Origin of the sequence: Micromonospora sp. MH33, assembly GCF_003013775.1 — a bacterium.
GTDB lineage: Bacteria > Actinomycetota > Actinomycetes > Mycobacteriales > Micromonosporaceae > Micromonospora > Micromonospora fulviviridis.
On sequence record NZ_MUYZ01000103.1, the window covers coordinates 1 to 19,878 of the forward strand.

Genomic DNA, 19,878 nt, shown 5'->3' on the forward strand with positions numbered 1-19,878 from the left:
GCGAGGGCGACGCCGGCCACCGCCAGCCCGTACCGGGCGCGCGGAGGCGGTCCGGGCGCGGTCAGCGCGGCGCCGGCCAGGGCGCACCAGGCGAGGGCCTGCGCGGCGGGCAGCAGCGGCTGGTCGTACCAGCGCCCGATCAGGTGGGCGAGGGCCAACAGGGCCGCGGCCGCGACGAGCAGGCGGTGGGGACGCACCGCGCGATGCTGCCACAGGACGTACGCCCGGCACCGCCCCGCGCCGGTCAGGTGAGCACGGCCAGATGGAACGGGCGGTCGGTGTGGCCACTCGCCGCGTACGTCTCGACGAAGACCGCGTTCGGGATGCCGGTTCGTGGCGCCACCGTGATGGCCCCCTGCGGCGCGAGCCCGCCGCCGGCGGGACCCACGGTGCCGACGTAGGCGGCGCCGGCGACGTCCTGGTCGAAGGCGACCTGGTACATCCCGGCGGCCAGCCGGGCGGCCGAGGTGGCGCCGAGCCCGCGGACCAGGCTGCCGTTCGCGTCGACCACGGCGAACAGCACGCGGGCGGTGGCCGGCAGTCCGGCCGAGGTGCACGAGTTGATCTCGGTGTCGGCGCGGGCGGCCTCCTCCGCGTCGGGGGCGGGCTGGCCGACCGCTCCCCTCCTCGATCTGGAGCTGGACATGGCGGTCCTCTCTGCCGCCGGTGCGGCGGCGGCGGCGAGGCGTACGTGGCGGGCGGGACGATCGACGGCGATCACCCTCCGTGTTCCCGAAGCTATGCCGACCCACCGCCCGCCAACCAGCGACAGCGCTGTCCGATCAAGGACAGTTGACCCCGCTGAGCTGCGGAAACTCAATCGTGGGGGGTGACGACCGGCTCGCCGCCGCGGCACCGCAGCCGGAGTTCGTGCTCCCCCTCGGCGCCGACGAAGCGCACCTCGACGTGGTCGTCCGGCCCCCGGTCGATGTCCTTCACCCGGTTGCCCTGCGCCGGGGACCAGGACACCAGGCGTACCCCGCTCGGCCCGCACTCGGCGACCGCCGTGCCCCCGCCCGTGACGAAGCTGCGCCGGGCCCCGCCGGGGGGCGGTGGGCGGCTCGCCGCGGTGGCGGTCGGCGTCCCGCCTACCGTGGGGTCCGCCGGCGTCGTGGTCACGGGCGCGGGCGAGGCGAGCGCGCGGGCCACCTCCCGCTGGTCGCGTACGCCGCCCGGGGTGCCGGTGATGCCCGCGCCGACCAGTTGGATCGCGGCCAGCCCGACCAGGGTGGCGGCGACGGTGGTGGCCAGCCAACCGGCGGCGGCGAGGAGCGGACGACGGCCCATGTCCCGAGTCTCCCCGATCCTGTGTTGAGCCGGGCTCGGGGCAACGCTAAGGCTCGGTTAACGCGGGCCGGGCCGGGCGCAGGGAGGGGCTAACCTGCCAACCGTGGCCCGGCTGCTGCTCGTCGAGGACGACCTGACCATCCGTACGCCGCTGCTCCGGGCCCTGCGGGAGCGCGGGCACGCGGTCGCCGCGGCCTCGACCGCGCTGGACGGGCTGCGCGACGCGCTCGACGACCGGCCTGACCTCGTGGTGCTCGACCTCGGACTGCCCGATCTGGACGGTGGCGAGCTGCTGCGGATGCTGCGCGCGGTCAGCCCGGTGCCGGTCATCGTGGCCACCGCCCGCGACGACGAGGCCGAGATCGTCCGGATGCTCGACGCCGGCGCCGACGACTACCTGGTGAAGCCGTTCACCGCGGCGCAGCTGGACGCCCGGGTCCGGGCGGTGCTGCGCCGCTCGGCCGGCGACCCCGCGACGGACCCGGTGCTCGTGGTCGGTGGGCTGCGGATCGACCCGCGGGCCCGGCTGGTCACGCTGGACGACGCGCCGGTCGAGTTGACCCCCCGCGAGTTCGACCTGCTGCACCACCTCGCCGGCCGGCCGGGGCAGGTGGTCACGAAGCGGGAACTGCTCACCGAGGTGTGGCGGATCCCGTACGGCGGGGCCGACAAGACCGTCGACGTGCACCTGTCCTGGCTGCGCCGCAAGCTCGGCGAGAGCGCCCAGGAGCCGCGCTACCTGCACACGGTCCGGGGAGCCGGGGTGCGGCTGGACGCCCCGGGTAGCACCCGGTGAGGGGCCGACTGGCGCTGCTGGTCGCCGCGGTCGGGGTGCTCGTCATGGTCGCGTTCCTGGTGCCGCTGGCCGTGCTGGTCCGCACCGTCGCCGCGGACCGGGCGACCGTCCGGGCCGCCGCCGACGCGCAGGGCCTGGTCCCGGTGGTCGGCACGGCCGATCCGGACACCGTCCGGCTGACCGTCGATCAGCTCACCGCCGACTCGGGCCGCGAGGTGAGCGTGTTCCTGCCCGACGGCAGCGTGCTCGGCGCGCGGGTCCCGCGTACCCCGGCGGTGGCCCTCGCCGCGCGGGGGCAGAGCCTCACCGTCGAGTCCGCCGCCGGCCGGGAGGTGGTCATCGCGGTCCAGGGCCGGCCGGACGGGACCGCGGTGATCCGCACCGTCGTGCCCCGCGCGGAGCTGACCGCCGGGGTGACCCGGGCCTGGCTCGTGCTGGCGCTGCTCGGCGTGCTCCTGGTGCTGGTCGGGCTGGTCGTGGCCGACCGGCTGGCCCGCACCCTGGTCCGGCCGATCGCCGACCTCGGCGCGGTCTCCCACCGGCTCGCCAACGCCGAACTCGACGCCCGGGTCGAGCCGGCCGGACCGGCCGAGCTGCGGGAGGTCGCGGGCGCGCTGAATCACCTGGCCGAGCGGATCCAGGTGCTGCTGCGCGAGGAACGCGAGCAGGTGGCCGACCTGTCGCACCGGCTGCGCACCCCGCTGACTGTGCTGCGGCTGGAGGCCGAGTCGCTGCGCGACCCGGACGACGCGGCCCGGCTGACCACCGCCGTCGACGGCCTGGAACGGGCGGTCACCGGCGTGATCCGGCAGGCCCGCTGGCGCAGCACGGCGGCGAAGGGCGGCGGCTGCGACGCGACCGCAGTGGTCGGCGAGCGGGTGGCGTTCTGGTCGGTCCTCGCCGAGGACACCGGGCGGAGCGTCACGCTCGACCTGGCGCCCGGACCGTTGCCGGTGCGGGTGGCCGGCGACGAGTTGGCGGCCGCCGTGGACGCGCTGCTGGACAACGTCTTCGCGCACACGCCCGACGGGACGCCCTTCACCGTCCGGCTCGCCCCGCACGCCGGGCAGGTGGCGCTGACCGTGGCGGACGCGGGCCCGGGCCTGCCGCCCGGGTCGGTCCGGCGGGGCGCCAGCCGGGCCGGGTCGACCGGGCTCGGCCTGGACATCGCCGACCGGGCCGCGCGGGCCGGCGGCGGCCGGCTGGAGCTGGGCAGCGGTCCCGACGGCGGGGCGGCCGTGACGCTCCGGCTCGGGGCGGCGCGGCCTTAACCCGGGCTTAGACCTCGGGTAGCGCGCCGCTAGGCGCCCCGGATCGATCCTCGATGCACAAATCGAGGAGAGGTGGAGATGATGCGACGAACTTCCCTGGTCCTGGCAGCGATGGGCGGGGCCGCGGTGCTGGCGGTAACGGGCGCGGCGATCGGCGTGACCACGGCCGACGGGTCGGCCCCGAGCACCGTGCCGGCCGCCGTGAGCGCCGATGACAACCCGGACCGAGCGGGCGGGAGCAACGGCGGCGACCCCGGGTTGGCGGACGACAGTCCCGGACCGGACGACTCGGCGACCGCGGGCCCGGCCCGGCCCGGCGGCGCTTCGAACACCTCGGGCGAGCGCGGCGTGGTCGACGGTCAGCGGGCCGGCACGGTCGCGCTGGCCCGCCTCGGCGGTGGCCGGATCGTGGAGATCGAGGCCGAGACGGAGCACGGCCGTCGTGTGTGGAGCGTCAAGGTCGCCCGCGCCGGCAGCACCTACGAGGTGAAGGTCGACCGGGGCGACGGCGCCGTGGTCGAGGTCGAGCAGCGGGCCGACGGCACCCGCCGCACGGACGACGGACGCCGCACGGACGACCGGTACGACGACCACGGCGGCGACGACCGGTACGACGACCACGGCGGGGACCGGTCCGACAGCGACGACTGAGCGCCGGTCCTGGGTCCGGGCGGACGGGTTCCGCCCGGCCCCGCGCTGGTGCGGGCCGTCGGGCTTGCGGGCGCCGCGCACCCCCAGCAGGACGGATGGCAGGTCGACTACGCACGGAAAGCCTGTGGCGGAACGCGATCGGGTCGCTACATTGAAGTATGGTGCCCGCCCACGGGGGTCGGGCGGCGGAACCGGTCTACCGCCCTGTGCTGGCCGGTCGCCGGGGTGAGCTGGAGGCGCTGGCCCATCTCGACGACGCCAGCGCTCCGCTGCTCGCTCCGGTCATTGACGTCCACGCGGTGGATCCGTGCACCGTGGACCTGCTCGGCCGGCTGCCGGCCGGGCTCCTTCCCGCCGTCGACGTGTCGGCGCTGCCCGACTCGCCGGAGAGCGAACTGGTCCGCTGGGGCGTACCGCTGGTGCCGGTGATCGGGCTCGCGGAGGGCAACCGGCGGCTGTTGGCGCACGGCGCGGCCGCCCGCGCGTACGGGCGGCGGGCGGTGGTCCGGCTGCGGACCGGGCAGGACCGGGACGGCCCGGACGCGACCACGGCCGCGGTGGAACGGGTGTGGCGGCTGACCCGGCTGGTGCCGGAGCAGTGTGACCTGCTCGTCGACGCGGGGGACGTGTGCTGCCCGGCCGACGTCCGGCTGGCCGAGCCCCGGGTCCGGCGGCTGGCGGAGTGGGCCCGGCGGCACGCCTGGCGCTCGGTGAGCGTGGCGGCCGGCGGGATGCCGCCCACGCTCGCCCGGCTCCCCACCGACGAGCCGGTACGCGTCGACCGCTTCGACTGGCAGCTCTGGCAGCGCCTGGCCGACCTCGGTCTCGGCTACGGCGACTACGGCGTGGACTGCGCAATGCCCGGGGCGGACGGGCCCGGCGACCGGCTGCCGATGCTGCGCTACACCACGACCGGGGCGTGGTGGGTCTACCGGTGGTCGCGCCGGGGCGGCCGGGGTGACGACCGTTTCGCCGACCTGTGCCGCACCCTCGTCGCGGCCCCGCACTGGCCGGTCGCGGGCGCGACCTTCTCGTGGGGCGACCACGAGATCCTGCGCCGGGCGCGGCGCGGCGCGGGTGCCGGCTCGTCGGCGAACTGGATCGCCTGGAGCACGTCGCACCACCTGGCGCACGTGCTGGCCACGCTGCTCCCCCCGGAGCGGGACCAGGGCGGCGGGCCCTGGCGGACCGACCAGGACGGTCCCGAGCGGGGGCGCGCCGGCCGGCCGCAGCGCGGCGGCGAGACCCGCCGAGCCGGGTGAGTCACTCCTGCTCGGTGAAGCCGAACTGGACGATCCCCTCGTCGTCGACCGTCGCGTCCATCGAGGTGTCGTTGAGCAGCTCGGCGGCGTCGGAGTCGAGGAAGATCCGGGCCCCCTGGTTGTCCACCACCTGGTCGCCCTGGATCGGCTGCTCGACCAGCTCGATGGAGAGCGAGCCGGCGTCGGTGTCGGCGGCGATGCGCAGGCCACCGGCTTCGGCGACGTCCTGCTGGTTGGCCAGGTCGCGGATCACCAGGATGGCGTTCTCGGTCATGGTCAGCATGGCGGTACTCCTCGTGGCTGGTTCGGGAATCGCGGGCGGTCGACGCGGACCACGCGGCCGGTCGGGGCCCGGGGAAGGCGAATCAGGCTTCGCCGTGCAAACCAGGGCAGGTCGAACGCCCCTCATGGCCTACGTTGCCCCCTGTCCGGGCATCCGTCAAATAGAGCCCGGTCAGTCGACACCGGACCGGTGACGCCGCGCCGACGAATGTTTTTCCCGCTGTATTCGGGGTATTGCGGCTGGTTCGGCCCACGTCCGGCAATAACTTTCGCACGGGAGTCTTCTCTGGAGGAAAGCTCCATGGCAGCATCGGCACATGCATCGTCGTCTCTTCCCCCGGGCGCTCGCGGTGCTGGCGCTGGTCGCCACCGCGGCCTTCGCCGGCGCGCCCACCGCCACGGCCGAAGCGCCCACCCCCGCGCAGACCCGGCTGCACGCGACCATCGACGCGATCCTCGCCGACTCCCGGCTGGCCGGGGCGCAGGCGGGCGTGGTCGTCGTCGACACCACCACCGGGCAGACCCTCTACGACCGCAACGGGGACCGGCGGCTCATTCCCGCCTCGAACACCAAGCTGCTCACCTCGACGGCGGCCATGGAACTGCTCGGCCCGGGGCACCGCTTCACCACCGACGTGGCCGGCGACGGGGTACGCCGGGCCGGGCTGCTCTCCGGCAACCTCTACCTGCGCGGCGGGGGTGACCCCACCATGCTGGCCGAGGACTACGACCGGCTGGCCGCCGAGGTGGCCGCCGCGGGCGTACGGGTGGTGACCGGCAACCTGGTCGCCGACGACACCCGCTACGACCGGACCCGGCTCGGCCCGGACTGGACCTGGGACGACGAGTCCTACTACTACGCCGCGCAGGTCTCCGCGCTGACCGTCGCGCCGGACACCGACTACGACGCCGGCACGGTGATCGTGCACGCCGCGCCGGCCGGGCAGGCCGGCACGCCGCCGAAAGTCACCATGACGCCGGCCAACGGCTGGCTGCGGATCGACAACCGGGCCGAGACGGTCGCCACCGGCGAGACGACGATCTCCTTCGAGCGCGAGCACGGTGGCAACACCATCGTGGTCACCGGCCAGATCGCGGTCGGCCAGGCCGAGGAGAGCGACTGGATGACGGTCTGGGAGCCGACCGGGTACGCCGCCGACATCTTCCGGTCCGCGCTGCTCCGGCACGGGGTGCGGGTCCTCGGCCGGACCGTGCTCGGCCAGGCCACCCCGGACGACGCCAAGCCGGTCGCCCGGCACGACTCGATGCCGCTGGCCGACCTCATGGTGCCGTTCCTCAAGCTCTCCAACAACGGCCACGCCGAGGTGCTCACCAAGGAACTCGGCCGGGTGCTCTCCGGCTCGGGCACCTGGGCCGCCGGACTGACCGCGATCGGCGAGTACGTCGGTGACTCCGGAATGGACACCGGGACGCTGCGCCAGCGCGACGGCTCCGGGCTGTCCCGGCGCAACATGATCCCGCCCGCCCAGTTCGTGGCGCTGCTCTCGGCGGTCCGCGCCGAACCCTGGTTCGACACCTGGTACGCCGCCCTGCCGGTGGCCGGCAACCCGGAGCGGTTCGTCGGCGGCACGCTGCGCAGCCGGATGCGCGGCACCGCCGCGGCCGACAACGTGCACGCCAAGACCGGCAGCCTGACCGGCGCGTCCAGCCTCTCCGGCTACGCCACCGACGCCGACGGGCACGTGCTGGCCTTCTCCGTCGTGCTCAACAACTACCTGACCTCGTCGGTGAAGGGGCTGGAGGACCAGATCGCGATCGCGCTGGCCTCGTACACCGAGAAGGGGACGACCACGGCGCGGCTGGCGGTGCCGACGGCGCCGGATTCGCCGCGGGTGCCCGAGGGCCTGGAGTGCTCCTGGGTGAAGCCGGCCGTCTGCTGAATCCGGGCTCCCTGTCCGCGGGACCGGGCAGGGGCCCCGGGCCGACCGCTCAGGCCCCGGGCCGACCGCTCAGGCCCCGGGCCGGGGCGGGCGCGGTTCGGCAGCGGGGTCGCCGCGCTCGATCAGCGCGTCGATCTCGGCCGGCGGCAGGCCGCGCAGCGTGAGCACGCGCCGTCCCCACCGGTGCAGCCGGCACGGGTGGGGGCTGGCGTCGTTGCGGCAGATCGTCCCGCCCGACCAGCGCCGTGGCGCATGCACCACCACCGCCCGCACCGCGAACTGGGCGTCCTCTCCGCTCACGTACGGCGGCAGCGGGATCTCCCGCAGCACGTCGCCGTCGGACGGCGGAAGGGAACGGACGACGCGGGCCCTGCTGCTCATCGGTCGAGCCTCCACAGCGGATGGTCGGACGGGAACATCGGAAACCTAAGGCGTCCCGCACCGGCCGCGACGGACAAACTGTCCCGGCGACTCAGACCCGTTCCAGCACCACCACCGGGATCTCCCGGTCGGTCTTCGTCTGGTACTCGTCGTACGCCGGCCAGGCGGCCGTCATGGTGCGCCACATCCGGGGCTTCTCCTCCGCCGTCGCGGTGCGCGCCCGGACCGGGAACGTGTCCGCCCCGACCTGCACCTGCGCCTCGGGGTCGGCCAGCAGGTTGAGGTACCAGGCGGGATGCTGCGGCGCGCCGCCCTGGGAGGCCACCACGAGGTAGGCGTCGCCGTCCCGGCCGTAGATGAGCGCGGTACGCCGCAACGTGCCCGATCGCCGGCCGCGGGTGGTGAGCAGCAGGGTGAAGACCCCGGGCCGCCACTCGTGGCCCTCCGCGCCGCCGGTCTCCACGTATCGCCGGATGTGCGCGGCGACCCAACCCTCGGGGCTGTCCCGCACCTGCTCGCTCGTGGTCATGGTGTCCCTCCCGGATCGTCGGTCGGCCGCCGGGCCCACGCTACCCGCGGCCGGAGCCGGGCACCGGACGATCGGCGGTCAGCGCAGCGCGACCGCCTGGATGCTGACGTTGCCGCAGTCCCCCAGGGACTCCTCCACTGTCCAGGTCATCAGCAGCTTCGCGCCGGGCGGGGCACGGAACCGGATGGTGAAGTCGGTGGTCCGCGCGGTGTGCGGGTCCTCCAGACGCAGCGTGCTGGCCGGCCCGCCACCGGAGATCCGCAGGTCGAGGCGGCCACGGGCCATCCACACCCCGGCGTAGAGGTGCACGGTGCGGTCCTGCCCGTCGGCGGCCACGGCCAGCGTGAACCCGTTGCCGCGGTCGCAGGTGTACACCCCGGACATGGTGCCGTCGGCCGAGCCGACCGGGGCGCCGTCGTGCCACGCGTACGCCTCCGGGTTGTTGCTGTAGCTCTGCCGCTCGCCCCGGCCGCCCTCGTCACGGATGTCGCCGGAGCCGTGCCGCTTGCGCACCGGCGTCCGGGCGCCGAGCAGTCCCCACTGGACCCAGTCGAGCCGGCCCACCGCGCTGAGGTCGACCCGCGCCGGCACCTCGGCCTGGCTCACCGTCAGCCTCGGCGGCACCGCGGGCGTGGACGGTGACGGGCTGGGCGAGGGTGGGCGCTGGCGGGGGCGCAGCCCCGGCGTGACCGCGCCGGCCTGCGCGCCGCCGGGGGGCGGCAGCACGGGGCGGCCGGTCGGCGGGGCGGGCAGCACGGCGCTCTCCTCCCGGGGCGTGTCGTGCTGCTCGCTGCCGAGATAGGCCACCAGCGCGGCCAGGCAGGCGAACGCGGCCAGCGCCTCCAGCAGCCAGCGCCGCCGTTTCCGGGCCCGCGCCAGCCGGCGGAGCGCCGACCGCGTCAGCCCGTGCGGGTACGACGTCCGGCCGCCGACCCGACCGTGGTCCTGCTGCCCCACCGAACCTCCGCTCACCGCCGCGCTCCGGCCGCCGGTTCACGTTTCCATCATGGGCGGCGGTGCGCCATATGTCGGAGGGGGGCAGTTCCCACTTCGTTACCAATCGGTAGCGACGGCGGCTCGACTCACCGTGACCGCCTCCGGCGTCGCCCCGTCGTTCCCGCCACCCACGACGGTCAGCGCCGCTCGCGCCGCCGCAGGCCACGGCCCGGGTGCCAGCTCTCCATCACCAGGTGGTCCGGCGGGTCGCCGACCCGGGTCAGCACCACCTCGGTCAGCTCGACGCGGAACCGGTGCGAGCCGTCCTCGCCCGCCGGCTCCTCGTGCGCCCGGCCGGCGATCTTGGCGTCCCCGCCCCAGGAGGCCGGGTCGTCCTCCGGGGTGTCCTCGGTCGGGGAGTGCAGCGCCACGCGGGGGTCGCGGCGCAGGTCGAGCGCCTTCAGCGCGCCCGCCATGCTGCCCAGCCGGAGCTGGCCGTCGTCGGCGAAGTCGAACTCCGTGCCGCTGATCCGGGGCGAGCCGTCCCGCCGCAGGGTCGCCATCGTGCCGTGCTTGCGGACGGCGAAGCGGGCGCGTACCCGCGCCGCGAAGTCGGGTTCGGACGCCACCAGGTCGGACCACCATGTCATGCCGGTCAGCCTGGCAGGCAAACCTGACACCCGGCGGCGCCTTTCCCGCTCGGGTCAGCGGATCTCGAAGCCCAGCGCCTGCACCAGCACGACGGCCTGCTCGACGTCAACGACCGCACCGGTCCGCTCCACCGCCGTGGGGTCGAGCGCGGTCAGGTCGCTGCCGCGCAGGTCGGCCCGGATCAGCTTGGCGGCGTGCAACTGGGCGCCGGAGAGGTCGACGCCGGTGAGCACCGCGCCGGTCAGGTCCGCGCCGGTCAGGTCGACCTCGCGCATGCGCACGTCGGTGATCCGCACCCCGCGCAGGTCGGCGCCGGGCAGGGCGACGAAGGACCAGTCGCCGCCGTCGACCCGCAGCGGGCGCAGGTCGCACTGCTCGAAGCTGCTGCCGACCAGCTTGCAGCCGGTGAACTCGGCCTCGAAGAGGTTGCACCGCTTGAAGGTGCAGCGGTGGAACGCGGAGTCGGTGTGCCGGGAGGCGTTGAGGGCCACGTTGCCGAAAACGCACTCGGTGAAGGTGGCGCCCTGGCTGACCGCCTCGGTGAGGTCGACGTGGAAGAACTCGCACCGGACGAAGTGCCGGTCGACCAGCTCCTCGGCGTACCAGTCCTGGTGGCGGTAGGTGACGTCCTCGACGGTTTCCGGCATGGGGCCGAGACTAGTGTGGCCGGCCGACACTTCCCGCCCGGCGTACCGGCCGGTAGGTTCGGCGTCGTGAGCGTCGCAGTGAGCACCGACCCGGACCGCATCGGCTTCGACCCCGCCCGGCTGGCGCGGATCGACGAGCACTTCGGCAGGTACGTCGACGACGGCCGGCTCGCCGGCTGGCAGATCGTCGTCACCCGCCGGGGCGAGGTGGCCCACTCCTCGACGTACGGGCTGCGGGACCGGGAGGCCGGCGCGCCGGTCGAGCCGGACACCCTCTGGCGCATCTACTCGATGACAAAGCCCATCACCTCGGTCGCCGCCATGATGCTCTGGGAGGAGGGCCGGCTCGAGCTGAACGACCCGATCAGCCGCTGGCTGCCGGAGTTCGCCGACGTCCGGGTCTACGACCGGGGCTCGGTGCTCAAGCCGTACACGGTGCCGGCGGTCGAGCCGGTCCGGGTCTGGCACCTGCTCACCCACACGGCCGGCCTGACGTACGGCTTCGCCCAGGTCAGCGTGGTCGACGGCCTCTACCGGGCGGCTGGCTTCGACCTGGGTGTGCCGGCCGGCGCGGACCTGGCCGAGGCGACCCGCGGGATGGCCCGGCTGCCGCTGCTCTTCCAGCCGGGCACCAGCTGGAACTACGGCGTCTCCACCGACGTGCTGGGCCGGCTGGTCGAGGTGGTCTCCGGGCAGTCGCTGGACGCGTTCTTCGCCGAACGGATCTTCCGGCCGCTGGGCATGACGGACACCCGCTGGTGGGTCGACGAGCCGGACGCCAAGCGCCTGGCCGCGCTCTACACCCCCCATCCGGCGACCGGCCAGGCGGTCCGCGCCGAGGCGATCGGCCGCTACGCGCTCAGCGCGCCGGACTGCCTCTCCGGTGGCGGCGGGCTGGTCTCCACGGCCGCCGACTACCACCGGTTCACCCAGTTCCTGCTGCGCGGCGGCGAGCTGGACGGCGTCCGCCTGCTCGGCCCCCGCACGGTGCGCTTCATGACCCGCAACCACCTGCCCGGCAACCGGGACCTGGCGTCGTTCTCCCCGGAGGGCTTCGCCGAGACGATCCTCGATGGGGTCGGCTTCGGGCTGGGCTTCGCCGTGGTGCTCGACCCGGTGCCGTCCCGGGTGCCGAGCAGCGTGGGCGAGTACTACTGGGGCGGCCTGGCCAGCACGGCCTTCTGGGTGGACCCGGTCGAGGAGGTCACCGCGCTGCTCTTCACCCAGCTCATGCCGTCGAGCACCTACCCGCTCCGCCCCCAGCTGCGCCAGCTCGTCTACTCGGCGCTGGTCGACTGACACCTGCCGCGTCCGCCGGCCGGCGCCGGCCGGCGCCGGTCGGGCCTGGCGGCTCCACCAACGCCGGGCCGGTTCGTCGGAACGGCACCGGTCGGGCGGCCCGCTCCTTAGCCTGGGGAGCATGAGCGACATCGTCGTGTTCGGCGCCGGTGGCACCGCGGGCTCGCGGATCGCCGCCGAGGCGGCCGAGCGGGGGCACCGGGTCACCGCGGCGGTGCGCCGCCCGGAGGCGACCAGCTACCTGCCGCCCGGGGTCCGCACGGTGACCGGTGACGCGACCTCGGCCCGGAGCATCCGTGAGCTGGCCGAGGACGCCGACGTGTTCGTGGTGGCCATCGGCGGCGGCGAGCGCGAGCTGTGGCGCGACGCCGCGCGGACCCTGGTCGACACCCTGCGCGAGCTGCCCGACCCGCCCCGGGTGATCCACGTGGGCGGCGGGGCGACGTTGCTGACCCCGAAGGGCACCCGCTACCTGGACGAGCCGGACTTCCCCGAGGAGTACCGGGACTCGGCCGAGGGTCAGGCCGACGCCCTGGAGTTCTACCGCTCCTCGGCCGACGGGGTGACCTGGACCTACGTCTCGCCGCCGCCGCTGGAGTTCCATCCGGGCGAGCGGACCGGCCACTACCGCACCGGCACCGACCACCCGGTCACCGACGCGCAGGGCCGCTCGGTGCTCACCTACGAGGACCTGGCGGTGGCGATCGTCGACGAGATCGAGAACCCGCGGTTCGGCAACGCCCGCTTCACGGCGGCGTACTGAAATCAGTCGGCCAGCCGGGCGGGGAAGCCGCCGGTGGCGATCGGGCCCCAGCTGTCGATGGTCACCCGGATCAGCGACTTGCCCTGCTTTACCATCGCGGCGCGGTACTCGTCCCAGTCCGGGTGCTCGCCGGAGATGCTGCGGAAGTAGTCGACCAGCGGTTCGAGCGCCGCCGGCAGGTCGAGCACCTCGGCGGTGCCGTCGACCTGCACCCACGGCCCGTTCCAGTCGTCGGAGAGCACGCACGCGGAGACCCGGGGGTCGCGTCGGATGTTGGTGACCTTGGCCCGCTCCGGGTACGTGGAGATGACCAGCCGGCCCTCGGCGTCGACGCCGCAGGAGACCGGGGACGACTGCGGGCGGCCGTCGGCGCGGGTGGTCATGAGCACCACCCGGTGCCGGGGGCGGAGGAACTCGATCAGGGCGTCCCGGTCGACCCGGGTGTTGCTCGCGATGCTGCGTGCCATGTCTCGGTTCTACCAGGCGGACCGGGCGGGCCTCAGCGAGGACGGCCGGCGACCCGGCGCGGGGACGCCTGTTCCGGCACGCGGGGCCGGGCGCTGGGCCGCCAGGCGCGGCCGTTGGCGTAGATCACCCGGAAGCCGAGGTAGGAGGCGAGCGGCGCCCAGTGCGCCGAGCCCATCCGCAGCTCGGCGGCGTTGTGCCGCTGCCCGTTGGCCAGCACGTCGAGCAGCACGGTCTCGAAGGCGGCCGACTCGACCCAGTCCACCTCGCGGGTGAAGCCGCAGACCAGCGCGGCCCCGGTGACGTCGAGGAAGTCGCGCAGCGCGGCGTCGGAGGCGCGCAGCACCGAGCAGCTGCCGAAGTAGAGGCGACGCCCCTCGCAGCGGCCGGCCATCCGCTCCGCGACGTCGGCCAACTCGACGGAGTCCCAGTCGGTGAGGCAGAGCCGGCTCGGCTCGCCGTGCATGGCGAAGAAGCCGACCCGGTAGTCGGCGTACTGCTTGAGCAGCCAGCGGTCGAGGAAGTAGAAGAGCTCGTCGCGGGTGGCGGCGTCCTTGTGGATGAAACGGATCCGGCCCAGCCGTTCGAGCAGTTCGAGCGTGGGCAGCACGGACCCGCGCTCGTTGAGGTCCCGGTGCCACTGCCCCTCGACGCAGAAGACGCCACCACGCGCCAACGCCCACCTCCCCGCCCGCGAAGGTCGCCGGAGGCCGTACCCGGCCTCGGAGGCAGACGTTACCGGGCCGGGGTGACAAGGCGACGTCACCCTCGGTGTGGTCGATTGCCGGATTCCGTCACCGTCGTGCGGTTCTGTCGTCGCCGATGCCGACCGGACCGGGATGGGTGTTTCGCAATTCACCGCAATTCCCCGGCAATGCCCAGTGAGCGCCTAATGCGAGAGCAATTCCGGTTATTCGCCACGAACCGCCAGGGCGGCTGTCACGGTGGAAGGGACGGGACTTCCCGGCCGATGTCCCGTCCCAACCCCACATCACTCTCAACCGGGAGGAACTCTGTGCGCGTCAACACGCTCAAACGGGTGGCCGTCGCGTTCGCGCTGGCCCTGCCCGGGGCCGCGATCGCCACGGTCGTCGCGGCGCCGCCGGCCCACGCCGACAGCTGCTACACCTGGACCCGGAACCTCTACCAGGGGCGCTCCGGCGAGGACGTACGCCAACTCCAGATCCGCGTGGCCGGCTGGGCCGCGTACCGGGACATCGTCCGGGTCGACGGGATCTACGGCCCCGAGACGGCGGCCGCGGTGCGCCGCTTCCAGTCCGCGTACGGGCTGCGCGCCGACGGCGTCGCCGGCCCCCAGACCTTCGCCAAGATCTACGACCTCCAGGACAGCGACTGCACGCCGAAGCACTTCAGCTACACCGAACTCGACAACGGCTGCGGCAAGGGCGGGTGGAGCGGGGGCCCGCTCTCGCCGACCGCGACCCGGGGGATGGCACTGCGCACCATGTGGAAGCTGGAGGCCCTGCGACGCAGCCTCGGCGACACGCCGCTCTACGTCAGCAGCGGCTTCCGCAGCATCGCCTGCAACCAGCAGGTGGGCGGGGCCTCGGACAGCCAGCACCTCTACGGCAACGCGGCCGACGTGACCTCCCGCAGCAGGACGCTCTGCCAGGTCGCCCGGTCGGCCCGCGACCACGGCTTCAGCGGCCTCTACGGCCCCGGCTACCCGGACCACGACGACCACGTCCACGTGGACTCGCGCCGGGAGAACAACCAGGACCGGTCGTCGAACACCACCAGCTGGTCCGCCCCGGACTGCGGGGTGAGCTGACCCGACGTCGACGGCGGCCCGGCGCAGGGGTGGGGGCTCCCTGCGGCCGGGCCGCCGTCCCGTGCCCCCGGCCGAGCTTCGACCATTCCGGCTCGGCGTGTCTGCGCCACGCCGCGACCCGGAACGGTCGTCAGCTCGCCCGGGGCCAGCGCGGCCGGGTGGCGGGGGGTGCCACCGGCCGACCGGTACCGCTGGGCCGGAGAGCGGGCCGCACCGGAGGTGCGGCGGCCCGGCCGGCCGGGCCGCGCGGGGGCTGGGAGGCCGCCGGCCGTCCGGCCGACGGCCCGGACAGCACGAACGGGAAGGGCACGTGCACGAACGGGTTCCCGTGGCGTACCAGGGCGTCGATCTGGCGCTCGTTGAGGCCATGGGCCTCCAGCACCCGCCGCCCCCACCGGTGCAGCCGGCAGGGGTACGCGGCGCCGTCGTTGCGGCACTTCGGTCCGGCTGGCCACTCCTCGGCGGCGTGCACCACCACCGCCCGGACCGCGAGCCGGACATCCTCGGGGGTCAGCGATGCCGGCACCGGCACCTCGCCCAGGATCTGATCGATGGGATCCGTCGACTGCTCACCAACTCGCACGGCAGGCCTCCCGCAGCTCGGCAGCGGTGCGGCGGACCGGCCGCACCACATCCTCGACCACTGGTACGGCCCCGCGCCGGCAGCAGTTCAATCCCGCCAGGCGCTCAGACCAACCCGGCGTCCTGCACCAGCAGCGCCACCTGCACCCGGTTGTTCAGGTCGAGCTTGGTGAGCAGGCGCGAGACGTACGCCTTCACGGTGGCCACGCTCATGAACAGCTCCGCGGAGATCTCCGCGTTGGTCCGGCCCTGCCCGAGTGCCACGGCGACCTCCCGCTCCCGCTCGGTCAGCCCGTCGAGCAGCCGCAGCGCCCGGTCCCGCCGGCTGTTCGGGGCACGGGCCGGCGCCGGGGCGGTCACGTGCGCGATGAGCTTGCGGGTCACCGCCGGGGACAGAGTCGCCTCGCCGGCCGCGACCCGGCGCACCGCCGCCACGATCTCGGCGGGCGGGGTGTCCTTGAGCAGGAAGCCGCCCGCCCCGGCACGGAGCGCCCGCAGCACCTGCTCGTCGGCGTCGAAGGTGGTCAGCACTAGCACCTCGGGCGGGTCGGGCGCGGCCCGTAGCGCCTCGGTGGCGGCCAGCCCGTCGACCCGGGGCATCCGGATGTCCATGAGCACCACGTCCGGGGCGTACGCGGCGACCGCGGCGGGCACCTCCGCGCCGTCGGTGGCCTCGCCGACCACCCGGACGTCCGGCACCCCGCCGAGGATCATCGACAGCGCGGCCCGGACCAGCGCGTCGTCGTCGACGATCAGCACCCGGACGGGGGGCTCGGCGGTCACGCGGGAGCCCAGGGCAGCCAGGCGGTGAGCCGGAAGTCGCCGTCGGCGTCCCGCCCGTGGTCGAGCCGGCCGCCGGCCAGGCTGACCCGTTCCGCGACCCCCACCAGCCCGGTGCCGGTGCCGGGGATCGTCGAGCCCGCCTCGCCGACCGGCCACGGGTTGCGGATCTCCACGGCCAGGCCGTCGCCGGGGCCGCCGGCCAGCCGGACGGTCACCACCGCCCCGGGCGCGTGCTTGCGGGCGTTGGTGAGCCCCTCCTGCACGATCCGGTACGCGCTGCGCCCGACCGCCGCCGGCGCCGCCGCCGGGTCGGTGACCTCGTCCACCACGCTGACCCGTACGCCGGCGGTCCGGGACTCGGCGACCAGCGCGGGCACGTCGCCGAGGGTGGGCTGCGGGCGCTCCGGGGCGGCCTCGGCGGCCGGCTCGGCGCGGAGCACGCCGATCACCTCGCGCAGGTCCTGCAGCGCGGCGTGCGCGCTGGCCCGGATCACGCCGGCCGCCCGGGCCACCTCCGCCGGGGGCGCGTCCGGGCGGAACTCCAGGGCGCCGGCGTGCAGGCTGAGCAGGGAGATCCGGTGCGCCAGCACGTCGTGCATCTCCCGGGCGATCCGGGTCCGTTCGAGCTGGCGGGCCTGGTCCAGCCGGAGCTGCTGCTCGGCCTCGGCCCGCTCGGCCCGGTCGCGCAGCGACAGCACGAGCTGGCGGCGGGCCCGGACAAAGAGCGCCCAGGCCACCGTCCCGCCGATGAAGAGCAGGGTCCAGGCCACCGCCGCCCAGAACGGCAGCACCGGATCGGGGCGGATCGCCAGGTAGAGCGGCGTCGTCACCAGGTGCCAGCCGACCAGCGCCAGGGCCACCGCCAGCCGCTGGTGTACCACGAGCGTGAACAGGATGATCAGCAGCGCGATCCCGGAGGTGACCGAGAAGAGGGCCAGCGGCGCGGCGGCCACGGCCAGCCCGACCGGCCAGCGCCGGCGCAGCCAGAGGGCGACGCTGACCAGCAACCCGATCGCCAGGTCCAGCTGGTTGAGCCAGGCCGGCCCGAGGTTCATCGCGAATTCCGGCTCCGGCCGCATGGAGTCGCCGTAGGAGAGCAGCACCCAGGCCACCGAGAACAGGAAGGCCAGGCTGTCGACGAGCCAGTCCCGGGGCGTACGCCGGGACACCCGGGCGGCGGGAGCCAGGGAGCCCGGCAGCAGCCAGGGGTGATCGGGTACGACGGCAGTGCTCATCCACCCATGCTAGGAAGCTCCTTCCGGGCCCCACCAGCTACCAAAGTCGACGCCTGCCGGTAGACCGAGGTATCGGCGACCACCGACCGCCGGCCGCAGCGGGCGACCGGGTCGCCCCGGCAGGCTCGACGGCATGATCGAAGTCGACCATCTCACCAAGCGGTACGGCCCGCACACCGCCGTCGAGGATGTCTCGTTCCGCTGCGAACCGGGCACGGTGACCGGCTTCCTCGGCCCGAACGGCGCCGGCAAGTCCACCACCATGCGGATGATCTGCGGGATGACGCCGCCCAGCGCGGGCGGCGCCACGGTCGCCGGACGGCCCTACCGGGAGCTGCCCAACCCGGGGCGGGAGATCGGGGTCCTGCTCGACGCCTCCGCGCAGCACGCCGGGCGGACCGGGCGGGAGGCGCTGGCCCTGGCCGCCCGGACCATGGGTGTGGAGCGCGGGCAGGTCGCCACGAAACTGGACCTGGTCGGGCTGAACGAGACCGCGGCGCGGCGGCGGGTCGGGGCGTACTCCCTGGGCATGCGCCAGCGGCTCGGCCTGGCGCTGGCGCTGCTGGGTGACCCCCGGGTGCTGATCCTCGACGAGCCGGCCAACGGCCTCGACCCGGAGGGCATCTTCTGGATGCGCGGCCTGCTGCGCGACTTCGCCGACCGGGGCGGCACCGTGCTGCTCTCCTCGCACCTGCTGCGCGAGGTGGAGGCGGTGGCCGACCGCCTCGTGGTGATCGGCGGCGGGCGGGTGGTCGCCCAGGGCGCCAAGGACGAACTGCTGGCCGGCGCCGGCACCCTGGTCCGCGCCCGGGACCAGCACGCCCTGCGACTCACCCTGGACCGGGCCGGCCTGCCGGCCACCGCCGGCACCGACGGCGGCTACATCGTGCGGGCCGAACCGGAGGCCGTCGGCCAGGCCGCGGCGGACGCCGGGCTGGTCCTCACCGAGCTGCGCCCGGCCGGCAGCGGCGGCCTCGAACAGCTCTTCCTCACCCTCACCGCCGGCGCGTCCACGAAGGAGGCTGTCCGATGACCGCCGTCACCGCCCCCGCCCTGCGCCGCCAGGCCGCCGCCGGACCCTCGCTGGCCCGGCTGACCGGGGTGGAGCTGCGCAAGCTCGCCGACACCCGGGCCGGACGCTGGCTCCTGATCACCATGGGGCTGGTCGCGGCGGCCATCGTGGCGGTGCAGGTCTTCGTGCTCGAGGACCCGGAGCAGACCTTCACCGCCTTCTTCACCCCGTCGCTGTTCCCGGTGGGGCTGCTCCTGCCGGTGCTGGGCATCCTCTCCATCACCGGGGAGTGGTCGCAGCGCACCGCCCTGACCACCTTCGCCCTGGTGCCCCGCCGGGAGCGGGTGGTCACCGCGAAGCTCGCGGCCGTGGTGCTCGCCGCGCTGGCCTCGGTGCTGGTCAGCCTGGCCGTCGCCGCCGCCGGCACGCTGGCCGCCCGGGCCACCGGCGGCGCGGGCACCTGGGCCTTCGACTGGCACCTGCTGCCGTACGCGGCGGTGTTCCAGGTGGCGAACGTGCTCCTGGGCGCGGGCTTCGGCCTGCTGCTGCTGAACACGCCGCTGGCGATCGTCACCTATCTGCTGCTGCCCACCGTGTGGACCATCCTCGCCGCGATGATCCGGGCGCTGCGCGAGCCGGCGCGGTGGCTGGATACCTCGGTCACCATGGAGCCCCTGCTCGGCCCGGAGATGACGGCCGGGCAGTGGGGCCGGCTCGGGGTGTCGCTGGCCGTGTGGCTGCTCGTCCCGCTGGCCGCCGGGCTGCTCCGTACGCTGCGCCGGGAGGTGTCCTGACCGTGGCGGCGCGGGGATCCGGCGAGGCCGTCGTGGTCAGCGGCGGCGCCGGCGAGCTGGTGCTGATGTGGGCCGGGTTCCCGCTGCTCGGGGCGGGGCTGGGCGCGGCGCTGACGGCCGCGTCCGGCTGGGTGGCCGGCCTGCCCTGGTTCCCGTTCCAGGGCTGGTTCGCGCTGCTGGACCGGTGGCCGGAGGAGCGGTCGTACCCGGTCGGGGCGGGGCTGGCCGCCCTGGCCGGCCTGGTGCTCGCCTTCATGGGCACCCGCGAACGGTTGACCGTGACGGTGGGGCGTACCTCCGTCCGGCTGCACCGCGACGGCCACGGCCGGGACGTGGCGCGGGCCGCGGTCACCGGCGTCTTCCTCGACGGGCGGGCGCTGGTGCTGCTGGACGCCGCCGGCGGCGAGCTGGCCCGGGAGCGGTCCGACCTCGGCCCGGCGGGCTTGCGCGCGGCGTTCACCGGGCAGGGCTGGCCCTGGGTCGAGCAGGACCCGTACGGGTCGGCGTACCGGCGCTGGGTCGAGGGCCTGCCGGGGCTGCCGGCCGGGGCGGACGCGTT

At 74.9% G+C, this 19,878-nt stretch carries 25 protein-coding genes; 11 read left to right on the forward strand and 14 right to left on the reverse strand.

The window, feature by feature from the left end; translation table 11 throughout:
* The 3 genes from B0E53_RS17320 to B0E53_RS17330 all read right to left on the reverse strand — a co-directional run.
* Window positions 1-197: hypothetical protein (locus B0E53_RS17320; RefSeq protein WP_146167690.1), on the reverse strand; the 197-nt coding region annotated here is incomplete at its 3' end.
* A gap of 47 nt (window positions 198-244) precedes the next feature.
* Window positions 245-646, reverse strand: coding sequence for a hypothetical protein (locus B0E53_RS17325; RefSeq protein WP_107077020.1), 402 nt, complete (start codon window positions 644-646; stop codon window positions 245-247).
* A 170-nt stretch (window positions 647-816) separates the two neighbouring features.
* The gene (locus tag B0E53_RS17330; protein WP_107077021.1) at window positions 817-1,287 is read right to left on the reverse strand and encodes a septum formation initiator; all 471 of its coding nucleotides are present in this window, start codon (window positions 1,285-1,287) and stop codon (window positions 817-819) included.
* Between the two features lie 103 nt (window positions 1,288-1,390).
* Between B0E53_RS17330 and B0E53_RS17335 the strand changes: the two genes are divergently transcribed.
* The 4 genes from B0E53_RS17335 (at window position 1,391) to B0E53_RS17350 (ending at window position 5,267) form a co-directional block, all read left to right on the forward strand.
* Window positions 1,391-2,083 (forward strand): response regulator transcription factor, encoded by a 693-nt coding sequence (locus B0E53_RS17335; RefSeq protein ID WP_107077022.1) that lies wholly within the window; start codon window positions 1,391-1,393, stop codon window positions 2,081-2,083.
* Window positions 2,080-3,354 (forward strand): HAMP domain-containing sensor histidine kinase, encoded by a 1,275-nt coding sequence (locus B0E53_RS17340; protein ID WP_107077023.1) that lies wholly within the window; start codon window positions 2,080-2,082, stop codon window positions 3,352-3,354. Before B0E53_RS17335 ends, B0E53_RS17340 begins: the two co-directional genes overlap by 4 nt.
* 78 nt (window positions 3,355-3,432) lie before the next feature.
* Complete coding sequence (locus B0E53_RS17345) at window positions 3,433-4,005, forward strand: PepSY domain-containing protein (RefSeq protein WP_146167691.1); 573 nt, start codon at window positions 3,433-3,435, stop codon at window positions 4,003-4,005.
* 158 nt (window positions 4,006-4,163) lie between these two features.
* Window positions 4,164-5,267, forward strand: a complete 1,104-nt coding sequence (locus B0E53_RS17350) for a beta family protein (protein ID WP_210406105.1) — start codon at window positions 4,164-4,166, stop codon at window positions 5,265-5,267.
* 1 nt (window position 5,268) lies between these two features.
* On the opposite strand, the gene B0E53_RS17355 is transcribed toward B0E53_RS17350, so the two are convergent.
* Window positions 5,269-5,550 (reverse strand): iron-sulfur cluster biosynthesis family protein, encoded by a 282-nt coding sequence (locus B0E53_RS17355; RefSeq protein ID WP_107077025.1) that lies wholly within the window; start codon window positions 5,548-5,550, stop codon window positions 5,269-5,271.
* Window positions 5,551-5,866: 316 nt separating this feature from the next.
* On the opposite strand from B0E53_RS17355, the gene dacB reads away from it, so the two are divergent.
* Window positions 5,867-7,450 (forward strand): D-alanyl-D-alanine carboxypeptidase/D-alanyl-D-alanine-endopeptidase, encoded by a 1,584-nt coding sequence (gene dacB, locus B0E53_RS17360; protein WP_107077026.1) that lies wholly within the window; start codon window positions 5,867-5,869, stop codon window positions 7,448-7,450.
* 69 nt (window positions 7,451-7,519) lie between these two features.
* On the opposite strand, the gene B0E53_RS17365 is transcribed toward dacB, so the two are convergent.
* The 5 genes from B0E53_RS17365 to B0E53_RS17385 form a co-directional block, all read right to left on the reverse strand.
* Window positions 7,520-7,831, reverse strand: coding sequence for a hypothetical protein (locus B0E53_RS17365; protein ID WP_107077027.1), 312 nt, complete (start codon window positions 7,829-7,831; stop codon window positions 7,520-7,522).
* 91 nt (window positions 7,832-7,922) lie between these two features.
* Entirely contained in the window at window positions 7,923-8,360 is a 438-nt protein-coding gene (locus B0E53_RS17370; RefSeq protein ID WP_107077028.1) for a nitroreductase family deazaflavin-dependent oxidoreductase, read from the reverse strand.
* Between the two features lie 78 nt (window positions 8,361-8,438).
* Window positions 8,439-9,317: a hypothetical protein gene (locus B0E53_RS17375; RefSeq protein ID WP_246835450.1), complete on the reverse strand. Its 879-nt coding sequence runs from the start codon at window positions 9,315-9,317 to the stop codon at window positions 8,439-8,441.
* A gap of 176 nt (window positions 9,318-9,493) precedes the next feature.
* A complete protein-coding gene (locus B0E53_RS17380; RefSeq protein WP_107077029.1) occupies window positions 9,494-9,946 on the reverse strand; it encodes a pyridoxamine 5'-phosphate oxidase family protein in 453 nt (150 codons plus the stop codon).
* Between the two features lie 54 nt (window positions 9,947-10,000).
* Window positions 10,001-10,594, reverse strand: a complete 594-nt coding sequence (locus tag B0E53_RS17385) for a pentapeptide repeat-containing protein (RefSeq protein WP_107077030.1) — start codon at window positions 10,592-10,594, stop codon at window positions 10,001-10,003.
* Window positions 10,595-10,660: 66 nt separating this feature from the next.
* On the opposite strand from B0E53_RS17385, the gene B0E53_RS17390 reads away from it, so the two are divergent.
* Both B0E53_RS17390 and B0E53_RS17395 read left to right on the forward strand, forming a co-directional pair.
* The gene (locus tag B0E53_RS17390; protein WP_107077031.1) at window positions 10,661-11,893 is read left to right on the forward strand and encodes a serine hydrolase domain-containing protein; all 1,233 of its coding nucleotides are present in this window, start codon (window positions 10,661-10,663) and stop codon (window positions 11,891-11,893) included.
* 121 nt (window positions 11,894-12,014) lie between these two features.
* Window positions 12,015-12,656, forward strand: coding sequence for an NAD(P)H-binding protein (locus B0E53_RS17395; RefSeq protein ID WP_107077032.1), 642 nt, complete (start codon window positions 12,015-12,017; stop codon window positions 12,654-12,656).
* Between the two features lie 2 nt (window positions 12,657-12,658).
* Here B0E53_RS17395 and B0E53_RS17400 read toward each other — a convergent pair whose 3' ends face one another.
* Window positions 12,659-13,123: a PPOX class F420-dependent oxidoreductase gene (locus tag B0E53_RS17400; RefSeq protein WP_107077033.1), complete on the reverse strand. Its 465-nt coding sequence runs from the start codon at window positions 13,121-13,123 to the stop codon at window positions 12,659-12,661.
* Window positions 13,124-13,155: 32 nt separating this feature from the next.
* The gene (locus tag B0E53_RS17405) at window positions 13,156-13,797 is read right to left on the reverse strand and encodes a DUF6642 family protein (protein WP_091313069.1); all 642 of its coding nucleotides are present in this window, start codon (window positions 13,795-13,797) and stop codon (window positions 13,156-13,158) included.
* A 339-nt stretch (window positions 13,798-14,136) separates the two neighbouring features.
* Between B0E53_RS17405 and B0E53_RS17410 the strand changes: the two genes are divergently transcribed.
* A complete protein-coding gene (locus B0E53_RS17410) occupies window positions 14,137-14,913 on the forward strand; it encodes a D-Ala-D-Ala carboxypeptidase family metallohydrolase (RefSeq protein ID WP_107077034.1) in 777 nt (258 codons plus the stop codon).
* A gap of 130 nt (window positions 14,914-15,043) precedes the next feature.
* Here the strand turns inward: B0E53_RS17410 and B0E53_RS17415 are convergent, their stop codons facing one another.
* The 3 genes from B0E53_RS17415 to B0E53_RS17425 all read right to left on the reverse strand — a co-directional run bounded on the left by B0E53_RS17415 (window position 15,044) and on the right by B0E53_RS17425 (window position 17,513).
* Window positions 15,044-15,496 (reverse strand): hypothetical protein, encoded by a 453-nt coding sequence (locus B0E53_RS17415; protein ID WP_107077035.1) that lies wholly within the window; start codon window positions 15,494-15,496, stop codon window positions 15,044-15,046.
* A gap of 104 nt (window positions 15,497-15,600) precedes the next feature.
* Window positions 15,601-16,278 carry a response regulator transcription factor gene (locus B0E53_RS17420; protein WP_107077036.1) on the reverse strand — a complete coding sequence of 226 codons (678 nt, stop codon included), beginning with the start codon at window positions 16,276-16,278 and terminating at the stop codon, window positions 15,601-15,603.
* Window positions 16,275-17,513 (reverse strand): histidine kinase, encoded by a 1,239-nt coding sequence (locus B0E53_RS17425; RefSeq protein WP_107077037.1) that lies wholly within the window; start codon window positions 17,511-17,513, stop codon window positions 16,275-16,277. The genes B0E53_RS17420 and B0E53_RS17425 overlap by 4 nt, the downstream gene beginning before the upstream one ends.
* Window positions 17,514-17,646: 133 nt before the next feature.
* On the opposite strand from B0E53_RS17425, the gene B0E53_RS17430 reads away from it, so the two are divergent.
* The 3 genes from B0E53_RS17430 to B0E53_RS17440 all read left to right on the forward strand — a co-directional run.
* On the forward strand, window positions 17,647-18,546 hold the full coding sequence (locus tag B0E53_RS17430; RefSeq protein ID WP_107077038.1) for an ATP-binding cassette domain-containing protein: 900 nt from the start codon (window positions 17,647-17,649) through the stop codon (window positions 18,544-18,546).
* On the forward strand, window positions 18,543-19,319 hold the full coding sequence (locus B0E53_RS17435) for an ABC transporter permease (RefSeq protein ID WP_107077039.1): 777 nt from the start codon (window positions 18,543-18,545) through the stop codon (window positions 19,317-19,319). The genes B0E53_RS17430 and B0E53_RS17435 overlap by 4 nt, the downstream gene beginning before the upstream one ends.
* Window positions 19,320-19,321: 2 nt before the next feature.
* On the forward strand, window positions 19,322-19,878 hold a 557-nt coding region (locus tag B0E53_RS17440), incomplete at its 3' end, for a hypothetical protein (protein ID WP_107077040.1).